The sequence below is a fragment of the Pseudomonas oryzihabitans genome (genome assembly GCF_006384975.1).
In the GTDB taxonomy this organism is placed as follows: Bacteria; Pseudomonadota; Gammaproteobacteria; order Pseudomonadales; family Pseudomonadaceae; genus Chryseomonas; species Chryseomonas psychrotolerans_B.
In genome coordinates this window covers 1,295,710-1,313,742 of record NZ_CP021645.1, presented here as the reverse complement: position 1 = coordinate 1,313,742, position 18,033 = coordinate 1,295,710, and the positions used below count along the sequence as shown (strand labels likewise).

The following is an 18,033-nucleotide window of genomic DNA, read 5'->3' as shown; positions in this document are numbered from 1 at the left end:
TATACCTTGGTATAACCAGACATCCATCGTTTCAATGGCTTGGACGCCACGGCGGACCTAGATTAGCCCGGCGGCTGGAACCTGCGCGGCAGGGGCCAGGCCGTTTCCCTACCCGCTCATCTACGAGGTACGCCATGAAGACCCTTCCTGGCCTCTACGCCCCTGCCGTGGCGCCGCGCCTGCCGCGGCAACGTCCGACTTCCCTCTGGGCCGATGGCCTCTGCCTGCTGCTGGGTCTGGTCGCCCTGGCGCTGATCTGGCACGGCTTCAGCGAGATGCGCCAGCCGCTGGCGGTGCTGGACGCCGATCCCGTGACCCTGGACCTGGCGCGCCTGCCCGAGTATGCCCTGCGTACCACCCTGCGCATGTTCATCGCCCTGGGTGCCTCGCTGCTGTTCACCTTCGTCTTCGCCACCCTGGCGGCCAAGAGCCGCAAGGCGGAGATGATCATCCTGCCGGCCATCGACATCCTGCAGTCGGTGCCCATCCTCGGCTTCCTGACCTTCACCGTGAGCTTCTTCATGGGCCTGTTCCCCGGTCGGGAGCTGGGCGCCGAGTGCGCGGCGATCTTCGCCATCTTCACCAGCCAAGCCTGGAACATGGCCTTCGGTTTCTACCAGTCGCTGCGCACCGTGCCCGAGGATCTGCAGCAGGTGAGTCGCCAGTTCGGCCTCTCGCCCTGGCGCCGGTTCTTCCGCCTGGAGTTGCCGTTCGCCATTCCCGGCCTGGTGTGGAACACCATGATGTCCATGTCCGGTGGCTGGTTCTTCGTGGTGGCCTCGGAAGCCATCACCGTCGGCGACAACACCATCAACCTGCCGGGCATCGGCTCCTGGCTGGCGCTGGCCATCGCCAAGCAGGACATCGCCGCCATCGGTTGGGCGGTGCTGGCCATGGGCCTGGTGATCCTGCTCTACGACCAGCTGTGCTTTCGTCCGGTGGTGGCCTGGGCCGATCGCTTCCGCGTCGAGCAGACCGCCAGCCAGCAGGTGCCGCGTTCCTGGGTCTATGACCTGGTCCGCCGTGCCCGCCTGGGTCGCGTGCTGGCCGGCTTCGGCAGTTTCTGCACCCAGCTCGCTACCCCGCGGATTCGCCGGGCCTGGCCGCACTGGCACTTGGCACCCCAGGGTCGTGCCTGGCTGCAGCGCGGCCTGGACCTGCTTTGGTATGCCTTGCTGCTGCTGGTGCTGCCCTACGCGGTCTATGCGCTGTTCCGCTTCATCGCCGAGGGCGTCTACTGGCCCGAGGTGGTCTCGGTGTTCGGCCTGGGGCTGATCACCATGGTCCGGGTCCTGCTGCTGATCGTCATCGCCAGCCTGATCTGGGTGCCGATCGGCGTCTGGATCGGCATGCGCCCGGGCTGGTCGCAGCGGTTGCAGGCAGTGGCCCAGTTCCTCGCTGCCTTCCCAGCCAACGTGCTGTTCCCGGTGGCAGTGGTGGGCATCGTCACCTTCCACCTGAATCCGGACATCTGGTTGTCGCCGCTGATGGTGCTGGGCACCCAGTGGTACATCCTGTTCAACGTCATCGCCGGTGCCAGCGTGGTGCCCAACGACCTGCGCGAAGCGGCCCGGCTGTTCGGCATCAAGCGCTGGCAGTGGTGGCGGCAACTGGCCCTGCCGGCGATCTTTCCCTACTACGTCACCGGCGCCCTGACCGCCGCCGGCGGCTCCTGGAACGCCAGTATCGTCGCCGAGGTGGTGAGCTGGGGTAACGAGCGCCTGCAGGCCCACGGCCTGGGTGCCTACATCGCACAGATGACCACCGCCGGGGATTTCCCCCGGGTGGCCCTGGGCATCGTGGTGATGTCGGTCTTCGTGCTCGGATTCAACCGGCTGCTCTGGCGGCCTCTGTATGCCTACGCCGAACGGCGCCTGCGGCTGGACTAGAGGAGAAACGCAATGAACCTGACCACTCTGAATCAGCGTCCCCTGATCGACGTCCAGGATGTCCGTCAGCTCTACGGCAACGCCGGCGGCCCGGCCCGCGTAGTGCTCGACGGGGTCTCCCTGACCCTGCACGAAAACGAGATCGTCGGCCTGCTGGGCCGTTCCGGCTCGGGCAAGTCGACCCTGCTGCGTTCCATCGCCGGACTGATCACTCCCAGCGGCGGCACCGTCGACTTCCCGCCCAAGGACGACGGCCAGCGCGCCCGCGTCAGCATGGTGTTCCAGAGCTTCGCTCTGTTCCCCTGGCTGACCGTGTTGCAAAACGTCGAGATCGGCCTGGAGGCGCTGCACGTGCCCCTGGAAGAGCGCCGCCGCCGCGCCCTGGCGGCCATCGACCTGATCGGCCTGGACGGCTTCGAGAGCGCCTATCCCAAGGAACTCTCAGGCGGCATGCGCCAGCGCGTCGGCCTGGCCCGTGCCCTGGTGGTGCATCCGGACGTGCTGCTGATGGACGAACCCTTCTCGGCGCTGGACGTGCTCACCGCCGAGACCCTGAGAACCGATCTGCTCGATCTCTGGGTCGAGGGTCGCATGCCGATCCGCTCCATCCTCATGGTCACCCACAACATCGCCGAGGCGGTGCTGCTCTGCGACCGGGTGCTGATCTTCTCCAGCAATCCGGGCCGGGTCGCCAGCGAGATCCGCATCGACCTGCCGCAGCCGCGCAATCGCCACGATCCTGCCTTCCGCGAGCTGGTGGAGGAAATCTACGTGCGCATGACCGGGGAGGCCACGCCGGCCGCCCAGGAAGGGGGCTTCCCCGGCAATGGCCTGGGCATGCTGCTGCCCACCGTCTCCACCAACGCCCTGGCGGGCCTGCTGGAGGCGGTCCATGCCGCGCCCTACAATGGCCGCGCCGACCTGCCGGAACTGGCCGGTGGCCTGGGCTATGCGCTGGATGAACTCTTCCCCCTGGCCGAGGTGCTGCAATTGTTGCGCTTCGCGGTGTTGGAAGGCGGCGACCTGCGCCTGCTCGCGCCGGGTCGCGCCTATGTCGAAGCCGGCGTGGACGTGCGCAAGCAACTGTTCGCCCGACAGTTGCTCAACTTCGTGCCCCTGGTCGGCCATATCCGCCGGGTGCTGGACGATCGCCAGGGCCACACGGCGCCAGCGCGGCGTTTCCGCGACGAGCTGGAGGACTTCATGGACGAGGCCGATGCCGCCCGCACCCTTGGCAGCGCCATCCAATGGGGGCGCTATGGTGAACTCTTCGCCTATGATCAAGCGGCCGACATGTTCAGCCTGGAGAATCCGGGTTAAACACTTCCCGCGCTGGTACGACCGGCGCGGCATTCGACGAGAGACTGGCCATGGATCGACGACCTTTCGCCACCACCACCCACTGGCTGCGCCTGGGTGGACTCTGCGCCCTGGCGCTCGGCATCGCCCTGCTGGATACCTTAACCGATCGGGAGATCGCCATTGGCGTCTTCCAGGTGGTGGTGGTGCTGCTGGCCGCGGGCTTCCTCTCCACCCGTGGTGTCACCGTCACGGCGTTGGGCTGTGCGCTGCTGGTGCTGTGCAGCTATGTCATCACCCGTAGCGGTGATCGTGATGCCGGGTTGGTCAATTGTGTCATCAGCCTGCTGGCCATCGTCGCGGTCGCCGCCCTGGCCTTGCGCCTGGATGCCGCCAAGCGCGCCGCCGAGGCAGCGCGGACGCGCCTGACCCAGGCCGGGCGCCTGAGCCAGCTCGGCGAGCTGGCGGCCTCCATCGCCCACGAGATCAACCAGCCGCTCACCGCCATCGCCGCCAGCGGCAACGCCTGCCAACGCTGGCTGACCAATCAGCCGCCGCAGGTGGAGCGCGCGGTGCAGGCGGCGCAGCGGGTCATCGACGACGCCCACCGCGCCAGTGAGGTGATCGCCCGGGTGCGCGGCCTGGTGCGTCAGGCCCAGGTGGCCAAGGATTGGCTGAACGTCGCCGACACCGTGGAACAGGTGCTCGACTTCGTCCGGGCCGAGCTGGTCCAGCGTCAGGTGGCGGTGGACGTGCGTCTGCAGGAGGGCCTGCCGCCGTTGCTGGCCGACCGCAGCCAGTTGCAGCAGGTCGTGCTCAACCTACTGCTCAATGCCCTCGATGCCCTGGAGGGCGTGCCGCCCGAGCAACGCCGGGTGGTCATCCAGGTGGCGCTGGATACCGCCGGCTGTATCCGCCTGGGGGTGGAAGACAGCGGTCGCGGCCTGAGTCCTGCGGCTCGCGAGCAGATGTTCGAAGCCTTCTACACCACGAAGGAGCAGGGCATGGGCCTGGGGCTGGCGCTCAGTCGCTCCATCGTCGAAGCTCATGGCGGCCGGATCTGGGCGACCTCGTTACCCGAGGGGGGGACCGGCGTCTACTGCAGCCTGCCGAAGGATCAGGAACCATGACGGAGCTCGCTTCACCCACCCTGGTCCACCTAGTGGACGACGACGCCTCGGTGCGCGCCGCCCTGGAAGACTTGCTGGCGTCCGTGGGGCTCACCACCCATAGCTATGTGTCGGCGGCCGACTTCCTCGACCGGGCCCGCTTCGACGTCCCGGCCTGCCTGGTGCTCGATGTGCGCATGCCGGGCATGAACGGCCTGGATCTGCAGCAAGAGCTACAGCGCCGCGAACTGGCCTTGCCGATCATCTTCATCACCGGCCACGGCGACATCCCCATGTCGGTACGGGCCATGAAGCAGGGCGCCCTGGAATTCCTCACCAAGCCCTTCCGCGACCAGGATCTGCTCGACGCCATCGACCAGGCCCTGCGCAAGGCCCAGGAGACCCATGCGCAGCGGGCGCAACTGCAGGAGTTGCAGGCCCGGGTCGAGACCCTCAACGACGGCGAGCGCGCCGTGCTGGCGCGGGTGGTCACCGGCCTGCTCAACAAGCAGATCGCCGCTCAGCTGGGCGTCAGCGAAATCACCGTCAAGGTGCGCCGCGCCGCCCTCATGCGCAAGCTGCAGGCCGGTTCGCTGGCGGAATTGGTGAAGATGGTGGAGCGGTTGGAGGCGCCGCGGTAGTTCTGCTTTCGAGCCAAGGCGCGTGAGCGCTGACGAGCCAGTGGGCGACTGCGTTGCCACGCTCGTCGCGGTGAGGCTCAAGATAGTAAATAGTCAGTCGATTGTGGGGGCTAGAAGATCGCATCCGCCGATCCCAGGAGCCCCTCTTGAATCTTCGCTCGTTCCGTATCGCCCCTCGCGCCACCCTATGCTTTGGCGCCATTACCCTGTTCGTGATCCTGCTCGGCGGTTTCGCCCTGATCCAGCTCGGCGCACTGCGCGCCACCGAGCAGGCGATGGAGGCCAAGTGGCTGGCGAGCGTGCAAACGGCTGACGATATCCAGGTCGCGTTGATGCACACCCGCTTGGAAAGCATCCGCCTGCTGGCCACCGACGACAGTGCCGCCATTGCCAAGGCGGCTCAGCAGATCGAACAGAACCGTGACGTGATGAACGCGCGGACGGACTACTACCGCGAACATCTCATCTCGACTGTGGAAGGACGGGCCAGTTTCGAGCGGGCCGCCGCGCAGATGAAGGCCTATCTCGACGGCCTGGATCGCGTCGTCGCCCTGGCCAAGACCGACCATGCCCAGGCGCTCAGCCTGGCCAACGGCGAACAGCGGGGGCGGGCGGAGGCCTATCAAGAGCAGCTCACCCAACTGCGTGATTTCAACGCCGAGGGCGCTCGCCTGGCCGGTCAGTCCGCGACGGAGATCTATGACCACAGCGTGCGCGTCGTGCTGGCCATCATGCTGCTGGCGGTACTGGCGACGCTGCTGCTGGCCTGGCGCCTGACGCATAGCCTGGCCCAGCCGATCGGTGCTTCCCTGGCCGTGGCCAACGCCATCGCCCAGGGCGAGCTGACCGGCAAGATAGATCCGACCGGCGCCGACGAGGCCGCCGGCCTTATGCGCGCCCTGGCGCAGATGCAGGGCAACCTCAAGGACACCCTGCATGGCATCTCGCGCTCGTCCAATCGCCTGAGCGAGACGGCCCAGACCATGACCCTGGTGACCGATGACGCCAGTCGGGCGCTGTCCCACCAGAACGCCGAGATCGACCAGGCCGCCACCGCAGTCACCGAGATGAGCGCCGCGGTGGAAGAGGTGGCCCGCAACGCGGCCTCTACCTCCCAGGCGGCGCGCGAATCCAGCGCCGCCGCGGAAAGCGGCAACGCCAAGGTCGGCGAGGCGCTCGACGCCATGCAGCGCCTCAGCCAACAGGTGCAATCGACCTCGGTCCAGGTCGAAGGCCTGGCCGGGCAGGCCCAGGACATCAGCCAGGTGCTGAGCGTGATCGGCGCCATTGCCGAGCAGACCAACCTGCTGGCGCTGAACGCCGCCATCGAAGCGGCCCGCGCCGGCGAGCAGGGCCGTGGTTTCGCCGTGGTCGCCGACGAGGTACGCGCCCTGGCGCACCGTACCCAAACCTCGACCCGCGAGATCGAACAGATGATCCAGACCATCCAGAAGGGCTCAGCCGAAGCCGTGGACTCGATGCGCCTCAGCACCAGCCAGGCCCACGCGACCTACGAGATCGCCCAGGACGCCGGCCGCGCCCTGAATGACATCCTCCAGGCCGTCCGCCTGATCGACGAACGCAATCTGCAGATCGCCACTGCCGCCGAAGAACAGGCCCATGTCTCCCGCGAGGTGGACCGCAACCTCATCAGCATCCGCGACCTTTCGGTGCAGACCAGCGATGGCAATCGGCAAACCGTGGGTGCCAGTGAAGAGCTTTCCGGGTTGGCGGGGGAGCTGGAGACCTTGGTAAGGCGCTTCAAGCTGGCGTGAGGGGGCGGGACGCCTAGCGTGGGGCTGCATGCCTTGAGTGCCGACGTTTCGATCGTTGGCCTGGCGATCACTGCCGTGCTGGCGTCAAAGCTCAAGCAGAGGGCGTGCGCGTGTGCCGGGGGTGTTCGAGGCGCCGGTAGCGCAACCGCGGGCTGGCGGTGCGTCACCCCGGTCGGCGCTGAAGCCTGCAGGCCAGCCTTGGAACCCCGAGGGCGCTGAGCCGCCTGGCGCTTCTGGCAGCCGATAAATTACCTCCAGCCACTCATTTCTGCGGTTCATTGGCACGGGCAGGCTTGGCGCTTCCATAAATAATGGCTTTTTGTATCAGTCGCGGTTGTAAGATCTCTTCAGGCAAGTCCACTGCCCCCTTATTAGAGCAATCATGGCGTTGCCTCAATACAGCATCAGAGTCCCTGTCTCCCAGCTACAGTTGGGTATGTACGTTTGCGAATTGGATCGTCCCTGGGAGGGCACGCCCTTTCTGTTCCAGGGCTTTCCCATCCAAAGTGTCCATGACATCCGTGCTCTGCAGGAAACCTGCGAATTCGTCTGGGTGGATCGGCGTCAAAGCGCGTCGGCGACACCGCTATCAGCTAATCAGGCGCTGGGCGGTCAGACCAAGACCTATGCCATCGATTACCGGGAGGCGGTCAAGGTTACCGAACCGGTATGGCGGGAAGCCCGGGCGGTATCGATGCGGCTGCTCGACGCCGTCAAGTTCGGTAAGGAACTCGACGTCGGTGAAGTACGCCGGGCGGTCGGGGAGTGCGTCGAGAGCGTCCTCAAGCACCCGGCGGCCAGCCTCTGGCTGGCGCGCATCAAGCAGCGCGATCATTACACGGCGGAGCATTGCCTGCGCGTGTCGCTCTATGCCATCGCCTTGGGCAAAGAGCTGGGCCTGTTGCCCTTCGAACTGGAGGAGCTAGGGGTGTGCGGCATGCTGCATGACGTCGGCAAGATCAAGGTGCCCGACGAGATACTCAATAAGCCGGGCCGGCTGACCGAGGAAGAATTCCGCATCATGCAAGCCCACACCACCTACGGTTGGCAGTTGCTGATGGCCAACAGCGAGGTGCCGCCGGCGGCCGTCGATGTCGCCTATACCCACCACGAACGTCTGGACGGCAAGGGCTATCCCCGGCAGCTGTCTGCGCAGCGTATTCCCTTCAAGGCCAAGATCATCGCCGTGGTGGATGCCTATGACGCCATTACCAGTGACCGGCCCTACAGCGGTGGCCGTTCGAGTCTGGAAGCCTTGCGGATTCTCTTCGAAGCCAAGGGTACGCAATTCGACGAAACCGTCGTTCTGGCCTTCATCCAGCTGATCGGCGTCTATCCCCCTGGCGAGATCGTCGAATTGAGTACCGGAGAGGTGGGGATCGTCATCGGCTTCGAGGCCGGCAGCAAACTGAAGCCGCGCGTCCTGATCGTGCTGGACGCCGACCAGCAGCCCTGCCCGGAGCGCGTGCTCGACCTGTCAAGCGATCCGCTGGACGCCCAGGGCTGCCTCATCGGCGTCCGCTCGATAAAGCCTGCGGGTGCCTATGGCATCGATATCGATGCCTACCGTGCCAAGGAGCTGTTGGTACCGGCCTGACCGGCTGGGGGCTCGGCCATAGGCGATGCTGGAGCGGAGGCCGCAGCCGTGTTCCCGGCGCGCGCCATCTTAGCTGACCGGGCAGCTAGCAAAGGCGGAAGACCATATTCCCCATACCACTGTCGTCAGGAAAGCGGATAAGGGGAATGGCGCTCGGCCACGGGCAGGCCTGTCGCCTGGCCGGCACGGAGCCAGGCACTGGCGATCTTTCGGATCGCCATGATCGCGGTCTATCAAGCCAGGGCTCCTTCCTATCAGGAGACCTGGCTCAGGTGCGCGCAAGCCGGTGGAGACCTTAGGGCAGGCGATAGACCAGGCAGGGATTTCTATTGAAGCGTCGCTCCACCACCGGTTGCAGCTGCGCCAGGCGTGTGCCCTGGAGCAGGTCGCGGTCCTTTTGGGCGAGGATTATCCAGGACCCCGCCGGTAGGCTATCCAACTGTGCCTTCTGCTCGCGAGCGATGAAGAGGGGCTGCTCATCATGCTTGAGATTCATCATGTAGCGGATCGCCTCACCGTCATGGTCAATGCCGAAGAACACCAGCGGCCCCGGCTGCGCTTGGCGCAGTCCCTCCACCTGCTGGACGAAGCCGCGGGTGTCGTACTCCAGGTCCTGGACCGGGTCGACCGCGGCTACCAGCATCGTCCATTGGGCGGCGAACGCCAGGGCGCTGAGGGTCAACAGTCGCCTGGCGCCGCGCTGGCTGCGCCACTTCAGCAGGCTGAGCAGCTGGAGTCCGGCGAAGAAGATGATGAGGGCGGGCAGGGATATCGCGGGCCAGTAGCCCTGCTTCTGCCAGAGATGGTGGCCGACCAGCAGGGCGACCAGTGCCAGGCCCGGCAACAGACCCATGAGCGCCCGATAGGCCACCTCCATCCAGCGTAGCCGCGACGCCGCCTGTAGCAGGGCGAAGGCGGCTACCGCGGCCAGGAAGGGCACCATGGGCACGACGTAATAGGCCCGCTTGAAGTTCGGGATGGACAGGCCCACCAGGATCATCAGCCCGCAGCCGGCGAGCCACAGCAATTGGCGACGGTCGGCGCTGTCCGGGCTGAACAGCAGCTCGCGCCGCCAGGCCCAGAGCGCCAGCAGGGCCAGCGGCAGCACCGGCAGATAGCGATACAGACCCAGCTGCAGATAGAACCAGAAGGGTTTGCCGCTCTCGTCCAGGCGCCCGGCGACCTGCATGTGCCAGACCTCGGCGGCGAAGGCCTCACCGCCCTCCAGGCGTGCCAACTGCATCAGCGTCCACCAGCACAGGCCCAGGATGACGAGGCCGGCCACGCCGTAGCCGACGAGGCCCCGGATTGCCGCCGCCCGGCGTTGCGGATCGCACCAGGCGGTCACCAGCCAATAGATGCTGACGATGCCGCAGGGCTCGATCAGCCCCAGCGGACCCCGGATGGCGAAGCCGAGCGCGAACAGTGGCAGTACCAGCAGGCGGCGTCCGGGACGTTGGTCACGGTCGGCGCTGTAGAAGAGGTAGAAGCACCCCAGCACCACGAGGGCGACCAATTGGTCCAGGCACACCGCGCGGGCCTTTTCCAGCCATTGGGGCGTCAGCGCCACGAGGAGGATGGTCAGCAGCGCCCAGGCGCGGCTGCGGTCCGCGAGGATGCGGTAGGTCAGGCCCAGTACCCCGGCGGCGGCCAGCGCCGTGGGCAGTACGTTGGCGAATTGATTCGGTGCGCCGACGACGCGGGCGACGAGCCAGCTCAGCCAGGTCGCGGTGCCGGGATAGTCCGGATAGGGCTGTCCATAGGTGGTGGGAAAGAACGAAGCACCGTGGCGGAACATCTCGTTCAAAAACACCGCCCAGCGGTAATCGAAGCCTTGCGGAGCCTGATCCCAGATCCCCAGCGTGAAGAGCGCCAGCGCGGCCACGAACACCAGCAGACTTTCGGCGCCCAGCTTGGCGCGCGTAGCCTTGGGTGATGCCTGGTCGATAGATAACGGCAAGGTGGTCATTCAGCGTTATCCAGGGGAGTCGCAGCGGCGGGAGCGGTCAGGGATTTGCCACGGCCGATGGCGAAGTACTCGAAGCCTCGCCGTGCCATACGCTCGGGGTCATAGAGATTTCGGCCATCGAAGATCAGCGGTTGTTTCAGTTGCTGGAAGATGAGGTCGAAGTCCGGTGCCTTGAATTGTTGCCATTCGGTACAGATGACCAGGGCATCGGCGCCGGCCAGGGTGGCTTCTGGGGTACCCATGAGCGCCAGGCGATCGCCATGCCCGTAGAGGCGCTGGGCTTCGGCCATGGCCACCGGATCGAAGGCCCTGACGCGGGCGCCGGCAGCCCACAGGGCTTCCATCAGGACCCGACTCGGCGCATCGCGCATGTCGTCGGTGTTCGGCTTGAACGCCAGGCCCCAGAGCGCGAAGGTGCGGCCTTGCAGGTCGCCCTTGAAATAGCGCTGGATACGTTCGAAGAGCTTGGATTTCTGCCTGACGTTGATCGCTTCCACCGCCTGGAGCAAGTCCAGGGACAGTCCCTGTTCTTCGCCGGTACGGATCAAGGCCTGCAGGTCCTTGGGGAAGCAGGAGCCGCCGTAGCCACAGCCGGGGTAGATGAAGTGGTGGCCAATGCGCGGATCGGCGCCGATGGCGAGCCGCACCGCCTCGATGTCAGCACCCACCTGCTCGGCCACCTCGGCGATCTGGTTGATGAAGCTGATCTTGGTGGCCAACAGGCTGTTCGCCGCGTATTTGGCCAGTTCGGCGCTACGGATATCCATGAATTGAATGCGGTCGTGGTTGCGGTTGAAAGGCGCGTACAGCTCCCGCATCAGGTCACGTGCTGCGGGCGAGTCGGTGCCCACGACGATCCGGTCGGGACGTTTGCAGTCCGCGATGGCGGCGCCTTCCTTGAGGAATTCCGGATTGGAGACCACCTCGATGGGCAGGGTGCGGCCTTCTTCGGCGAGCACTCTATCGATGATGGCGCGGACGCGATCACCGGTACCCACCGGTACCGTCGACTTGTTGACCACCAGCAGGGGATCGGCGCTGCGATGCTCGCGGCGCAAGCGGACGATGCTCTCGGCCACGGCGAAGACGGCGGTGAGATCGGCGGAGCCATCCGCGGCCGGCGGGGTGCCGACCGCAATGAACTGAACGTTGCCATGGGCGGCCGCGGCGGCGGCGTCATCGGTGAATTCCAGGCGGCCGTCGGCCAGATTGTTGCGGACCAACTCTTCCAGACCGGGCTCATAGAGCGTGATTTCGCCACGTTTGAGTTTCTCGATCTTGGCCTGGTCGATATCCATGCACAGGACCTGATGGCCCACTTCCGCCAGGACGGCGGCCTGCACCAGGCCGACATAGCCGATGCCGAAGACGCTGATGTTCATAGGGTATTCCCGCGAGAAGAGGAGACAGGGGGACGCGCGCTACCGACCAGGGCCACGCCAACGACGATCAGGGCGATGCCGAGCAGGGTGCGCGCGGAGATGAATTCGGCGGCGCCCGGCAGCCACAGGGCGCCGAGGTGCACCACCACGTAGGAAAGACTCAAGGCGGCATAGGCACGGCCCAGGGGTATCCTGGCCAGCGCGATCAGCCACGCCAGCAGCGACAGGCCATAGCACAGCACGGCGCCGGCCAGTTGCAGGCCGGCAGCGCTGAGTAGCGCACCCGGCTGGCTCAGCCAAGCGGGTATCGCGGGTAGCTGCACCAGGGCATAGCGCATGGCCAGCTGGGCCACCGAAGTCAGGGCGATGCTGGCGATGAGGGCGACCAGGCTGCTCATGCCTGGCCACCCAGTAGCCCGGCGCCGAGCACGATGCAGAGGCAGCCGCACCAGGCGCGGCGGTCCACCGACTCCTTGAAGGCGAAGCGTGCCAGGAGCGTCACGGCCAGGGTGTTGAGCGACAGCAAGGGATAGGCGATGCCCACCGGGACGCGTTGCAGCACCGCGAACCACAGCAGCAAGGCGAAACCCAGGCCGAGCAGCGACAACCAGAGCCATTTCGAGCCCAGGCGACCCGCCAGGTCCGCGCCTGCGGCGGCGGCTTTCTTCTGGCCGAACTGGCTGGCGCTGGTCAGCAGGATGACCGCCAGGATCAGCGCGAGGTCGGTGACCGTCACGGCGCCTTCCTCGAGTAGACCAGCAGGACCAAGCGCTCTTGGGTGAGTTTTTCATTGGCCGCCGGCAGACTCGCCAGCAAGCGATCGTCACTGTCGCCACTCATTCTCAGCAGAACGGCCACCGAGCCTTCGCGGCGGTGCCTGTCGATCCAGGCGGGAAGTTCGCCGTCAGTGAGCAGCCGTCCGCTATCGGGTCGGCGCGCGAAACCATATTTCAGCTCTCCCGGCCCGCCGACCAGGACCACGTCCGTGCGGTGGGTCGCCCAGGCCAGGCTGGCGGCCGGTCCCAGGTCGTTGCTCACCAGCCAATGGGCCGACTGGAGCGTGCCCAGGTGCTCCTGGATGAAGACGCTGGGCAGCTTGTTGTAGACCAGACCCTTGGGCAGCGCGACGGTCAGTAGCGGCAACACCAACCATAGCGCCAGGGCGGGTGCCAAGGCGGTTGCCCGTGGCCATAGTAGTGCGCCCAGACCTGCCAGGATGAACCCGAGGGGAGCCAAGAGGGCCAAGGCCCAGGCCAGGTTGTCCGCGCCGCCATAGATACGGTCGTCGAAGACCATCAGGCCAATGAAACCCAGGACCCCCAGCAGCAGATTGGCGACCCCGTTGAGCCGAAATGCGCGCCAGTCGCCTTTTTGATAGGCGTCGAAGAGGACGCGCGCGAGCAGGGGGACCAGGGCTGCCATGGTCGGTAGCAGATAGGTGGGCAGCTTGCCGCGGCTGAGGCTGAAGAAGATCAGCTGGCTGACGAAGGCGATGCCCAGGAAGGCCGTGCCGCTGTGCTTGCGCTCCTGCCAGAGATTGCCCAGGGTGCGTGGCAGCAAACCGGCCCAGGGCAGGATGGCCACCAGCAGGATAGGTCCATAGAACCAGAAGGGCCGCTCGTGCTGGGCGTCGTCGCTGGCGAAGCGCTGGATATGCTCGTGCCAGAAGAAGAAATGCCAGTAGTCCGGATCGCGGTGGGCCACCAGCAGCGCCCAGGGCGCGACCACCAGGGCCGCGACGATGACCGCCACGGGGCCGCGGCAGACCAACTCCAGGAACCGGCGTTGCCAGAGGAAGAAGGGCACCGCCACCAGCACCGGCAACACCAGCGCCAGAAAGCCCTTGGTCAGCAGACCGCAGCCGCAGGCCAGGCCCAGGAGCGCCCAGTTTCTCAAGGCCGCGCTGCGGGTCGGCGCGGCCTGGGCTTGCCAAAGGGCGAGCAGGGCCAGGGTGGTCCAGAAGGCGAATTGGGCGTCCAGGGTCACATAGGTGGCCGACGCCGAGATGGCGAGACACGAGAGGTAGAGGACGCCGGTGAGCAAGGCCAGCAGGCGGTCGCCCCAGATCAGCCGCGTCAGCCGCACGACCAGGGCAGCGGTGGCGAGGCTGGCCAGCAGCGGCACCAGGCGCACGCTCAGCAGCGAATCGCCGAGCCAGGCCTGGGCGATGGCCTGCGTCCAGTAGCCGCCGATGGGCTTCTCGAAATAGGGCAGCCCGAGGAAGTGCGGTACCACCCAGTCACCGCTACGCCAGAGCTCCTGGCCGATCTGCGCATAGCGTGACTCATCGGGAATCCATAGGCCACGCCAATTCAACGGCAGCACATACGCCAGCAGCGCAATGGGCAGCAATAACAGCAAACGCACACGACTCATTGTTGCACTCCTAACCATCCCTGGCGCCCTGCGAGGCTGCCGCGGACAACGTTTCCTTCCGGAAGCTTTTGTGGATCGTCGGGCAGACGTTCGCCCAGGGTCCCGAAGTGGATTTCCTGCTCCCGCGCCGCCTTGAGCAGGGCACGGAAATCCTCGGCGAAGGCGATGCCTTCCACCTCGGCGTGCAGGGTGTAGACGTTGAGCGCACCGGGGCGGAACAGCTTGAGCAGATAGTCGTTCCAGTCGCCGGCGGCGAGGTCGGGGCCGACCACCTCGTCGAAGGTCGGCATATCCACCGGGATCTGCGGCGTACCGTGGCCGCCATTGCCCAGGCGCGGACGGAACAGGGCGCTGCCACGGCAGTCGCTGTTGTACCTGAGGCCGAACGCCTCCTTGGCCTGCACCACGCGGGGATCGGCGCGCCAGCCAGCGGCGGCGGAGCAGTCGACCTTGGCGCCGAGGATGTCTTCCAGGGCGTGCAGGCCACGACCGAATTCCTCGCCCAGGCGCTCCACGTTCCAGTGCCCGGTATGGGCCTGCCAGGCGTGGTGGTCCCAGGCGTGCAGCCCGACCTCGTGCCCCCGGGCGCGGGTCTCGCGCATCAGGTGGCCGAGGTCGCGCCCGATGGGCCGGCCCGGCCAGGCGGTGCCGGCCAGGAGGATGTCCCAGCCATAGAGGCTGGCGGCCTTGGAGCGGAGCATCTTCCACAGGAAGGTGGGCTTCACCAGGCGCCACAGGTGGCGCCCCATGTTGTCCGGACCGACGCTGAAGAAGAAGGTCGCCTTGACCCCGGCTTCATCCAGCAGGTCGAGCAGCCGCGGCACCCCTTCGCGGGTACCGCGATAGGTGTCCACGTCGATGCGCAGGCTGGCCGGGATCACAGGGTTCATCACGCCTCCCGCTGGGCCAGGGCTTCGCGCAGGAAGAAGTCCAGCGTCTTGCCGACGGTGGCGGCCATGGCGGTGGTCGGCTGCCAGTCGATCAGGCGGCGGGCGTTTTCCACGCTGGGCTTGCGGTGGGCCACGTCCTGGTAGCCATCGCCGTAGAAGCTCTTGCTCTCCACCTCACGGAAGCCGGCGAAGGGCGGGAATTCATGGCGCAGCGGATGGGCCTCGAACTGGGCCAGCAGCTCCTCGGCCAGCTCGCGGATGCTCGCTTCGTTGTCCGGGTTGCCGATGTTGACGATCTGGCCGTCGCAACGACCGCCTTTGTTCTCGATGATGCGGAACAACGCCTCGATGCCGTCGTCGACGTCGGTGAAGCAACGCTTCTGGGCGCCACCGTCGACCAGCTTGATCGGGGTACCTTCCACCAGGTTGAGGATCAACTGGGTGATGGCGCGGGAGCTGCCGATGCGTGCGGAATCCAGGCGATCCAGGCGCGGGCCCATCCAGTTGAAGGGACGGAACAGGGTGAATTTCAGCCCCTTGGCGCCATAGGCCCAGATCACCCGGTCGAGCAGTTGCTTGGAGACCGAGTAGATCCAGCGCTGCTTGTTGATCGGACCGACCACCAGGTTGGAGCGGTCTTCGTCGAAGCGCTCGTCCTGGCACATGCCGTACACCTCGGAGGTGGACGGGAAGATCACGCGCTTGTTGTACTTCACGCAGTGGCGAACGATCTTGAGGTTTTCCTCGAAGTCCAGTTCGAACACGCGCAGCGGATTGCGGGTGTATTCGATGGGGGTGGCGATGGCCACCAGCGGCAAGACCACGTCGCACTTCTTGATGTGGTACTCCAGCCACTCGGTGTGGATGGAGATATCACCTTCCACGTAATGGAAGTGCGGATCGGCCTTGAGACGCTCGATGGCGTCGGAGCCGATGTCCAGGCCATAGACCTCGTACTCGCCGTCGGCCAGCAGGCGCTCGGACAGGTGGTTACCGATGAAACCGTTGACGCCGAGGATCAGGACCCGGGTGCGACGCTTGGCACGGCGCTCCTGGCGATGCAGGCGGGCACCGACCACCAGGCCGGCTTCGCGGGCCAGTTGCGGGCCGGAGAGATACAGCCCGGCATCGCCCAGCTGGCCAGCACGCACTTCCAAGGCACCTTCGCCGCAGGCGATACGCAGGGGTTCCAGGCTCAGCACGCTGCCGGGGGCCTGGCCGTGGTGTTCGGCCAAGGCCTGGGCGCTCCAGACGATCAGCTTGCGGTCGCCGATCCAGCCGAAGGCGCCCGGATAGGGTTGGGTCACGGCGCGCACCAGGTTGGAAAGCTCGGTGGCCGAACGACTCCACTCCAGCTCGCCATCGGCGGCGCTGCGGCGGCCATAGGTGCTGGCCTGGCTTTCGTCCTGCTCACGCTCTTGCAGGGTCCCGGCGGCCAGCGCCGGCAGGGCCTCGCGCAGGAGTTCCTGGCTGGCTTCGCGCAGCTTGCCGTGCAGGGTCAGGGCGGTGTCGTCGGGAGCGATGGCGACGCGCTGCTGGGCGACGATGGCGCCGGCATCGGCGCGCTTGACCATGCGGTGCAGGGTCACGCCGGTCTCGGTCTCGCCGTTGACCAGCACCCAGTTGGCCGGGGCGCGACCGCGGTAGCGCGGCAGCAGCGAGCCGTGCAGGTTGTAGGCGCCGCGCTTGGCGCAGGCCAGCACCTCTTCGGACAGCAGGTTGCGGTAGTAGAAGGAGAAGATGAAGTCCGGCTCCAGGGCGCGGATGCGCTCGATCCAGATCGGGTGGTTGACGTCTTCGGGGGCATGCACCGGGATGCCGTGGCGGGCGCAGAGCTGGGCCACCGAGGCGAAGAAGCGGTTCTCGCCCGGATCGTCCGGGTGGGTGAAGACGGCCGCGATGGGATAGCCGGCCTGGATCAGCGCGGCGAGGCCGGCGCAGCCGATGTCGTGGTAGGCGAAGACGATGGCGGTTTTCATCAAAGGCTTTCCTGTTACTGGGCTTTCTTGATTATTGGGCTTGCCTGATTACCGGGCTTTTCCCATTACTGGGCTTTTCCTATTACCGGGCTTTGGCGCAGCGGCGCGGACGAGGGGGAACCGCCAGGCGCACTGATGATTCGCTCGATGTGGAATCGCGGTCGTGCGCGGACGTCGTTGTATACCCGGCCGAGGTACTCGCCGAGCAGACCGAGGCCGAGGAACTGGGCACCGGTGAAGATGAACAGGATGGCGAATAGGGAGAACACGCCATCGGCCGCCCAGTCCGCACCATGGGTGAGCCGCAGGAACAGCAGCAAAAAGGCGAAGACGAAGCCGAACAGCGCCAGGCCAGCACCGAACAGGCTGAGCATGCGCAGCGGGGTGGTGGTCATGCAGGTCAGCAGGTCGAACATCAAATGGATGAGCTTGAGGAAGCCGTATTTGGAATCCCCGTGTTCACGCTCAGCGTGGGCCACCTCGATCTCGGTGGTGTGGCGGGCGAAGCTGTTGGCCAGGATCGGGATGAAGGTGCTGCGTTCGTGGCAGGCGAGCATGGATAACACCACCTGGCGGCGATAGGCGCGCAGCATGCAGCCGTAGTCACGCATGGCGACACCGGTGGAGCGCTGCACGGCGCGGTTGATCAGCCGCGACGGCAGGGTGCGCAGGTAGGAGTCCTGGCGCTGCTGGCGCACGGTGCCGACCACGTCGTAGCCCTGGGCGGCGGTGTGCACCAGGCGTGGGATCTCTTCCGGCGGATTCTGCAGATCGGCGTCCAGGGTGATGATCAGATCGCCCCGGGCCTGCTCGAAGCCGGCGAGGATGGCAGAGTGCTGGCCGTAGTTGCGGTTGAGCAGCACCGCCACCACCGGGCTGTCCAGTTCGCTGGCGGCCTGCTGCAGGAGTTCGGCGCTGCGGTCGCGGCTGCCGTCGTCGACCAGGATGATCTCCACCTGGCAGTCCAGCAGGGCACAGGCGGCGCGGGTGCGGCGCAGCAATTCCGGCAGGCTGGCTTCTTCGTTGTAGACCGGAATCACCACGGACAGCTTATCGATGGCATAGGGCTTCATACGCCTTCTCCAACAGGTTCTGAGTAATGCCTAAGAGGCGTTTTGAGGCGCAGT

At 66.2% G+C, this 18,033-nt stretch carries 14 protein-coding genes and 1 pseudogene; 7 read left to right on the top strand and 8 right to left on the bottom strand.

The window, feature by feature from the left end; all coding sequences use genetic code 11:
* Positions 1 to 134 precede the first annotated feature (134 nt).
* The 7 genes and pseudogenes from CCZ28_RS05725 (at position 135) to CCZ28_RS05700 (ending at position 8,310) form a co-directional block, all read left to right on the top strand.
* The gene (locus CCZ28_RS05725) at positions 135 to 1,889 is read left to right on the top strand and encodes an ABC transporter permease (RefSeq protein WP_140216702.1); all 1,755 of its coding nucleotides are present in this window, start codon (positions 135 to 137) and stop codon (positions 1,887 to 1,889) included.
* 12 nt (positions 1,890 to 1,901) lie between these two features.
* The gene (locus tag CCZ28_RS05720; RefSeq protein WP_140216700.1) at positions 1,902 to 3,209 is read left to right on the top strand and encodes an ABC transporter ATP-binding protein; all 1,308 of its coding nucleotides are present in this window, start codon (positions 1,902 to 1,904) and stop codon (positions 3,207 to 3,209) included.
* Positions 3,210 to 3,259: 50 nt separating this feature from the next.
* A complete protein-coding gene (locus CCZ28_RS05715; protein WP_140216698.1) occupies positions 3,260 to 4,318 on the top strand; it encodes a sensor histidine kinase in 1,059 nt (352 codons plus the stop codon).
* Complete coding sequence (locus tag CCZ28_RS05710) at positions 4,315 to 4,938, top strand: response regulator transcription factor (protein ID WP_140216696.1); 624 nt, start codon at positions 4,315 to 4,317, stop codon at positions 4,936 to 4,938. Before CCZ28_RS05715 ends, CCZ28_RS05710 begins: the two co-directional genes overlap by 4 nt.
* 101 nt (positions 4,939 to 5,039) lie before the next feature.
* Positions 5,040 to 5,855, top strand: a pseudogene (locus CCZ28_RS25055) (MCP four helix bundle domain-containing protein); the annotation flags it as partial.
* A complete protein-coding gene (locus CCZ28_RS25050; protein ID WP_437179206.1) occupies positions 5,829 to 6,713 on the top strand; it encodes a methyl-accepting chemotaxis protein in 885 nt (294 codons plus the stop codon). The pseudogene CCZ28_RS25055 and the gene CCZ28_RS25050, both read left to right, overlap by 27 nt.
* Positions 6,714 to 7,095: 382 nt before the next feature.
* Positions 7,096 to 8,310, top strand: coding sequence for an HD-GYP domain-containing protein (locus CCZ28_RS05700; RefSeq protein ID WP_140216692.1), 1,215 nt, complete (start codon positions 7,096 to 7,098; stop codon positions 8,308 to 8,310).
* Between the two features lie 295 nt (positions 8,311 to 8,605).
* Here CCZ28_RS05700 and CCZ28_RS05695 read toward each other — a convergent pair whose 3' ends face one another.
* The 8 genes from CCZ28_RS05695 to arnC form a co-directional block, all read right to left on the bottom strand.
* Positions 8,606 to 10,279 carry an ArnT family glycosyltransferase gene (locus CCZ28_RS05695; RefSeq protein ID WP_140216690.1) on the bottom strand — a complete coding sequence of 558 codons (1,674 nt, stop codon included), beginning with the start codon at positions 10,277 to 10,279 and terminating at the stop codon, positions 8,606 to 8,608.
* Positions 10,276 to 11,661: a UDP-glucose dehydrogenase family protein gene (locus tag CCZ28_RS05690; RefSeq protein ID WP_140216688.1), complete on the bottom strand. Its 1,386-nt coding sequence runs from the start codon at positions 11,659 to 11,661 to the stop codon at positions 10,276 to 10,278. The genes CCZ28_RS05695 and CCZ28_RS05690 overlap by 4 nt, the downstream gene beginning before the upstream one ends.
* Positions 11,658 to 12,059 carry a hypothetical protein gene (locus CCZ28_RS05685; protein WP_140216686.1) on the bottom strand — a complete coding sequence of 134 codons (402 nt, stop codon included), beginning with the start codon at positions 12,057 to 12,059 and terminating at the stop codon, positions 11,658 to 11,660. The genes CCZ28_RS05690 and CCZ28_RS05685 overlap by 4 nt, the downstream gene beginning before the upstream one ends.
* Positions 12,056 to 12,397 carry an EamA family transporter gene (locus CCZ28_RS05680; protein ID WP_140216684.1) on the bottom strand — a complete coding sequence of 114 codons (342 nt, stop codon included), beginning with the start codon at positions 12,395 to 12,397 and terminating at the stop codon, positions 12,056 to 12,058. The genes CCZ28_RS05685 and CCZ28_RS05680 overlap by 4 nt, the downstream gene beginning before the upstream one ends.
* Positions 12,394 to 14,037 carry a lipid IV(A) 4-amino-4-deoxy-L-arabinosyltransferase gene (gene arnT, locus CCZ28_RS05675; RefSeq protein ID WP_140216682.1) on the bottom strand — a complete coding sequence of 548 codons (1,644 nt, stop codon included), beginning with the start codon at positions 14,035 to 14,037 and terminating at the stop codon, positions 12,394 to 12,396. The genes CCZ28_RS05680 and arnT overlap by 4 nt, the downstream gene beginning before the upstream one ends.
* A complete protein-coding gene (gene arnD, locus CCZ28_RS05670; protein WP_140221288.1) occupies positions 14,034 to 14,915 on the bottom strand; it encodes a 4-deoxy-4-formamido-L-arabinose-phosphoundecaprenol deformylase in 882 nt (293 codons plus the stop codon). The genes arnT and arnD overlap by 4 nt, the downstream gene beginning before the upstream one ends.
* Positions 14,916 to 14,926: 11 nt before the next feature.
* Positions 14,927 to 16,906 carry a bifunctional UDP-4-amino-4-deoxy-L-arabinose formyltransferase/UDP-glucuronic acid oxidase ArnA gene (arnA, locus tag CCZ28_RS05665; RefSeq protein WP_437179193.1) on the bottom strand — a complete coding sequence of 660 codons (1,980 nt, stop codon included), beginning with the start codon at positions 16,904 to 16,906 and terminating at the stop codon, positions 14,927 to 14,929.
* 65 nt (positions 16,907 to 16,971) lie between these two features.
* Entirely contained in the window at positions 16,972 to 17,979 is a 1,008-nt protein-coding gene (gene arnC, locus CCZ28_RS05660) for an undecaprenyl-phosphate 4-deoxy-4-formamido-L-arabinose transferase (RefSeq protein WP_140216678.1), read from the bottom strand.
* Positions 17,980 to 18,033 lie beyond the last annotated feature (54 nt).

Bases quoted from the DNA above. Each gene is read 5' to 3' on its own strand.
- CCZ28_RS05695 (WP_140216690.1), bottom strand. From the start codon at position 10,279: ATGACCACCTTGCCGTTATCTATCGACCAGGCATCACCCAAGGCTACG.
- CCZ28_RS05715 (WP_140216698.1), top strand. From the start codon at position 3,260: ATGGATCGACGACCTTTCGCCACCACCACCCACTGGCTGCGCCTGGGT.
- CCZ28_RS05700 (WP_140216692.1), top strand. From the start codon at position 7,096: ATGGCGTTGCCTCAATACAGCATCAGAGTCCCTGTCTCCCAGCTACAG.
- CCZ28_RS05685 (WP_140216686.1), bottom strand. From the start codon at position 12,059: ATGAGCAGCCTGGTCGCCCTCATCGCCAGCATCGCCCTGACTTCGGTG.
- CCZ28_RS05690 (WP_140216688.1), bottom strand. From the start codon at position 11,661: ATGAACATCAGCGTCTTCGGCATCGGCTATGTCGGCCTGGTGCAGGCC.
- arnT (WP_140216682.1), bottom strand. From the start codon at position 14,037: ATGAGTCGTGTGCGTTTGCTGTTATTGCTGCCCATTGCGCTGCTGGCG.
- CCZ28_RS05710 (WP_140216696.1), top strand. From the start codon at position 4,315: ATGACGGAGCTCGCTTCACCCACCCTGGTCCACCTAGTGGACGACGAC.
- CCZ28_RS05725 (WP_140216702.1), top strand. From the start codon at position 135: ATGAAGACCCTTCCTGGCCTCTACGCCCCTGCCGTGGCGCCGCGCCTG.
- arnC (WP_140216678.1), bottom strand. From the start codon at position 17,979: ATGAAGCCCTATGCCATCGATAAGCTGTCCGTGGTGATTCCGGTCTAC.
- CCZ28_RS25050 (WP_437179206.1), top strand. From the start codon at position 5,829: ATGCGCGCCCTGGCGCAGATGCAGGGCAACCTCAAGGACACCCTGCAT.
- arnA (WP_437179193.1), bottom strand. From the start codon at position 16,906: ATGAAAACCGCCATCGTCTTCGCCTACCACGACATCGGCTGCGCCGGC.
- CCZ28_RS05720 (WP_140216700.1), top strand. From the start codon at position 1,902: ATGAACCTGACCACTCTGAATCAGCGTCCCCTGATCGACGTCCAGGAT.